The 4,650-nt window shown below is 66.4% G+C and carries 4 protein-coding genes and 2 pseudogenes; 5 read left to right on the forward strand and 1 reads right to left on the reverse strand.

The window, feature by feature from the left end:
• Positions 1 to 86 precede the first annotated feature (86 nt).
• Positions 87 to 902 (reverse strand): annotated as a pseudogene (locus ACIRF9_RS52395) (IS110 family transposase); the annotation flags it as partial.
• A gap of 299 nt (positions 903 to 1,201) precedes the next feature.
• On the opposite strand from ACIRF9_RS52395, the gene ACIRF9_RS52400 reads away from it, so the two are divergent.
• The 5 genes and pseudogenes from ACIRF9_RS52400 (at position 1,202) to ACIRF9_RS52420 (ending at position 4,309) form a co-directional block, all read left to right on the forward strand.
• A complete protein-coding gene (locus tag ACIRF9_RS52400) occupies positions 1,202 to 1,843 on the forward strand; it encodes a hypothetical protein (protein WP_403837723.1) in 642 nt (213 codons plus the stop codon).
• Entirely contained in the window at positions 1,804 to 1,977 is a 174-nt protein-coding gene (locus ACIRF9_RS52405; RefSeq protein ID WP_403837725.1) for a hypothetical protein, read from the forward strand. The genes ACIRF9_RS52400 and ACIRF9_RS52405 overlap by 40 nt, the downstream gene beginning before the upstream one ends.
• Positions 1,978 to 2,201: 224 nt before the next feature.
• Entirely contained in the window at positions 2,202 to 3,044 is an 843-nt protein-coding gene (locus tag ACIRF9_RS52410; protein WP_403837729.1) for an alpha/beta hydrolase, read from the forward strand.
• A 65-nt stretch (positions 3,045 to 3,109) separates the two neighbouring features.
• Positions 3,110 to 3,214 (forward strand): annotated as a pseudogene (locus ACIRF9_RS52415) (IS5/IS1182 family transposase); the annotation flags it as partial.
• 273 nt (positions 3,215 to 3,487) lie between these two features.
• Positions 3,488 to 4,309 carry a hypothetical protein gene (locus tag ACIRF9_RS52420; RefSeq protein WP_403837727.1) on the forward strand — a complete coding sequence of 274 codons (822 nt, stop codon included), beginning with the start codon at positions 3,488 to 3,490 and terminating at the stop codon, positions 4,307 to 4,309.
• Positions 4,310 to 4,650: the final 341 nt, after the last annotated feature.

Below are 4,650 nucleotides of genomic sequence, written 5' to 3' on the forward strand. Positions count from 1 at the left end.
CACGAAGGCCGCCGCGGAGTCGCTGCCTGTCTTCAAGGGGGACCTCATCGGTCAGAAGGACCCGAGGCATCCGCTCCGCACTGCATTAGAGGGTGAGCCTCCAGGAGTTCCTCGATCCGCCCGGCCAGCAGCTTGCGCTGGTCAAGCACGGCGGTCAGGGATCCGGCCAGGCTCGGGACGATCAGCGCGGCCGCCTCGTTGCCCGGAACGGTGACGGCCTGCTCGTCCAGGGCGGTGAAGATGTCGTCGACCAGCCGCTCGGCCATCCTTGGGGCCTTCGGCCGTAACAGCGTGACCAGGCGGTGCCGGCCGGCTTTGCGGATCTGGGCTGGTGAACCGAATCGCTCCAGCAGGGTCAGGACGGCTGGGTGTTGCAACCGCGGCCCGAGGACCCGTTCCAGTGAGGGGTGGATCTGGGTCAGCAGGCCGTGGAGCCGGTTGGCGACCCTGGTGGCTTCGCCGGCGAGGTCGTCGTCGAAGCCGACGATCATCTCCAGTTCGGCGATCGTCTCGTCCTCGCCTTCGATCGCCCGCAGCGTGTGCGGCATCGCGCGGGCCGCGTCGGCGATGATGAACGCGTCCCTCGCGTCTGTCTTCGCCTCCCCGGGGTAGAGGTCGGCGATCCGCCGCATCGTCAGCCCCGGAAGGTAGGCCACGGCGCAGCCCATGTCTCGGGCCACGGCCAGCGGCAGGGCCCCGATCGAGGCCGGCTGGTCGACCACGACCAGCACCGTTCCGTGCTTGGCCTGCAGCCTTGCGAACAGTTCGCGGAGCTTGGGCTCGGTGTTGGGCAGGCGCTTGTCGAACGCCTTCTTGCCTGCCGGGGTGACGGCGGTGGCGTGGTGTTCGCCCTTGCCGACGTCCAGGCCGAGGAAGACGTCGATGTCGCCGGTTTCGATCACGTGCAAGCCCCTCCATCACGCTTTCGTCCGGCCCGCCACGGCACCGAGCTGCCACATCCACGTTACGGAGAGCTCTTCCAGCTCGGGTGAAGCCGGCGCTCAAGCCCCTCATCAGCGGTCCGTCGATGCCTCCGGATCCGGTGACACCACCCCCCGGATCATGAACAACAGGAGGGGGAAGTCATGCCGGACCCGAAGGCCGCAGGCCCCATTGCGGAGCCATGAAGACGGTAACGGGGGAGCCATGGCAGTGGCCATGTGTCCGTTGTGCAGTGACGACGAGGACATCGAGGTGGTCGGTGCCCTCGACGACGGACGCCAACTCGTCAGACACCGGTGCGGCTTCGAGTGGAAGCATCAAGGCGGTCATCATCCCCCAGAGGAATTCCCCTCGGTCCTTCGGTGACCTCAAGGCCCGCTTCCCGAAGCCCGAAGACGTCGAGCCCCAGTGGCGGGAGCGGGCGGCCCGGCTCAAGGAGCGGTACCTCGCCACCAAACCGGGCTTTGACTCCGAGTTGGCTGCATACTGGGCGAAGTACCAGCAAATCTTCCCTCCTGACGGATTGCGGACGAGCGCCCCGAGGCTTCTCAAGGACTTCGCCAATTCGGACATCGGTGCCCACCCGGGCAACCAGGCCACGTTCAACTCCGCCTGGAACGCCATGGGCGACGCCGCGGCCGGGGAGGCCACGAGCAAGAGCATTGCGTACCTCCTGTACGGGCCTGACGAAGTCCCGGTCGAGGACCGACTGCAACAACTCCTGAGCGGCGCCCAGCCGTTCGCCATGACCGGCTTCAAGGAAGCCCTCCTCACGAGGGTTCTCTGCGTGATGGAGCCCGAGCGGTTCCTGTCGACCTCAAGTACACGACGGAGGCGGACGGCAAGCGGGAGATCGCGCAGATGGTCTACGGCCTGGAGCTGCCGGCGCCGGAGTCGGTGAACTGGACCCTCGGCCGGCTCATCCTCTGGAGCAACGACCTCCTGCGTGCCCTGGTCGGCGAAGGGTTCGCCAACCAGCAGCACTCCGCCGCGTTCCTGTGGTGGGCCAAGGACCAGCCCGGCGGGCCGCAGTAGGCGAACATCTTTACCGACAGGGGAGAGGCTCCGGGCACCGGCAAGCAGCCAGGCCGTTCGGCAGCACGCCCTGTTGCGCCGGCCTGCTCGACCCACCACCTTCGGCTGTGTGACCGCACAAGGAGCCTTTTCCCACCCCGGGCTGGAGCTGCGAGGTGGAGCGTCCGGACGAAAATCCTCTGTGGTCAAGGGTGGTGATCGCCCTACGGTTGCTCCCCGTGACCATGAAGATGCCCTACCGGCCACTTCCGATCGACCAGTCCGACGTGCGGTACATCCACGGGCCCGATTCCGCTCTACAGCCGGGCGTGCCCGCCGGCGAGACGGTCGAGCTCGAATGGAGGGGAAGCGAGGTCTACCGGGGAACCTTCCGGAAGTTCTGGGTACACGTGCCTGCCCAGTACGACCCAGCGGTACCGGCATCCTTGATGGTGTTCCAGGACGGATGGTGGTACCTGGACCCCGCAGGGGAGGTACGCGGCGCGATCGTCCTGGACAACCTCATTCACCGCGGCGACATCCCCGTCACCATAGGGGTGTTCGTCGATCCTGGCGTCTTCCCCGATGCGGAGAACCCGAAGAACCGCAACAACGAGTACGACGCCTTCGACGACCGGTATGCCACCTTCCTCCTCACCGAGATCATCCCGCAGGTTACGGAGCGTTATGCCGTCGCTCAGTCGCCCGAAAGGTGGGGCATCTGCGGCGGGAGCAGCGGCGGCAACTGCGCCTTCACCGCCGCCTGGCTGCGTCCGGACAAGTTCCGCCGCATCATCGGATACCTGTCCAGCTTCGCGCAGATGCCGGACGGCAACCCCTACCCAGACCTCATCTCCCGCGTACCCCGCAAGCCGCTGCGCATCTTCATGCAAGGCGGCCACCGCGACCTGAACTGGAATGAGCCACAACGGAACTGGCTCGCCGAGAACCTGCGCGTGGCAGCCGCTCTAGCTGAAGCGGGCTACGACTTCCGCCTTGTGCTGGGAGACGGCGGACACAGCCCCAACCACGGCGGCGTCCTGTTGCCAGACGCTCTGCGCTGGCTGTGGCGGCCCAACGAGGATTGATCGATGCCCGCATCCTGGTAGTCGAGTTCACGGCCAAAATCACTCGCGTGACCAGGAGCGCCGTCGTGCTTGTCCACCCGTCCGCGATCAACCTGTCCAGCTCACACTTGCGCTTCCTGACCGGGCAGCTCGCCGAGCGCCGCCGACAGGTCGGCACCCGCTGGCGGCGCCCGCCCCCCAGTGGCAGGCCCTGCTCGTGCCCGCCATGTGCAGACGTTGCGGCGTGCTGCTTTCAACTGCAATACGTTCATGCGGCCGGCCAGGGACTTCGGGATGCGGGCGTGCACCATTGGCCGGCGAGCACGAATCTGCCACCATCGATGAACGCGGGCGGGGCTGCCTTGCCACACCCCATCGAGGACTTCGGGCGACGCTATCCGTGCGGCCCATCCCACGGCATGAGGCAGGCGGGCAGACGCTGAGGTGCGACGGAGTCACTGACGATGAGGATCAGGTTCTGGAAGGGCAGAAGGCAGAACGACGACGACCTGGTAAGTGGCGCCGACTGGCAGGCTGAGCAGGCGGGGCTTGCGCTGCGCGACGGTGAACTGCATCACGCGATCCGCTGGTCGGATTGGACGGTTACGCATACGCGCGAGATATGGGCGCGGTGGCGAAAGCGCGGCAGGGACGAACGGCGGGTGACAGAAGTCCTGGCGGATCGCCTCCGGGACCGTGCGCTGATCCATCACGGACTCGGCAACATTGGTGAAGCGATCCGTGACGCGACCGAGGCGCTTGCACTTTTCGAAGAGGGGCAGCGGGTTCACGGTGTCCGGTATCCCTTGCTGGTGCCGTCGTGTCAGGTTTTGCTGAGCGAGCTCTACGCGCAGGCCGGCGACGCGGCGGCCGCCCGACGACACGGGCGGGCCATCGAAGCGTACGAAAGGGGGCTGGCCGAAGGGCCAAGTCTGGCCCTTGCGCGTGGATACAACCACTATGGCCGGGCGATGCACCTCATCGGCGACCCGGCGGCGGCACCGGCCTTACGCCACGCCGTCGATCTTTACCGCCACCGTGACGTGCTGCCCGACGGGCGGTACACCGCTGGACAGTTCATTCAGACCGTGCTCCTCGTCGCGGATACCGCGAAACCGGTCAACGCGGCCGCGGCCCCCGAGATACTTTCGATGCTGGAGGACGCTGCCACCTACGCCAGACAGCTTCCGCAGTTTCCTCCACGCCAGTACTACGCCGACTTGTACGTACTGCGGAGGGTCCAGGTACGGATGGCCGCGTGGCGTGAGACATTGGACGCGCCGTAGCCCGCCGAGTATCGCGACAGACTCGACATGTTCCATCCTCGCGGCCCAGACGGTCTCCTGTACCGGTCCAAGCCTCAAAGACAAATAGAGGCGGCAACCGTTCACCGGCCTCGTACCGGATTCGCTCCCGAAACTGCCGCCGCTCGGCGGTCAGTCCGCCACCCTGCGCGTACCACATACCACCGGCCTACCGCAGGGATCACCACACGTCACCACCCCACGACAACACTCCGAAGAGGTCAGTAACGGTAGTTCGTTAAATCCGGTGGTGGCATGGGTTGACGGCAAGTCGGGTTGGTCGTAAGCCGGTGGTAGGAGCCAACTGGCTTGCTGGGGGCTGA

Source organism: Streptomyces sp. NPDC096132, from assembly GCF_044763345.1.
Lineage (GTDB): Bacteria > Actinomycetota > Actinomycetes > Streptomycetales > Streptomycetaceae > Streptomyces.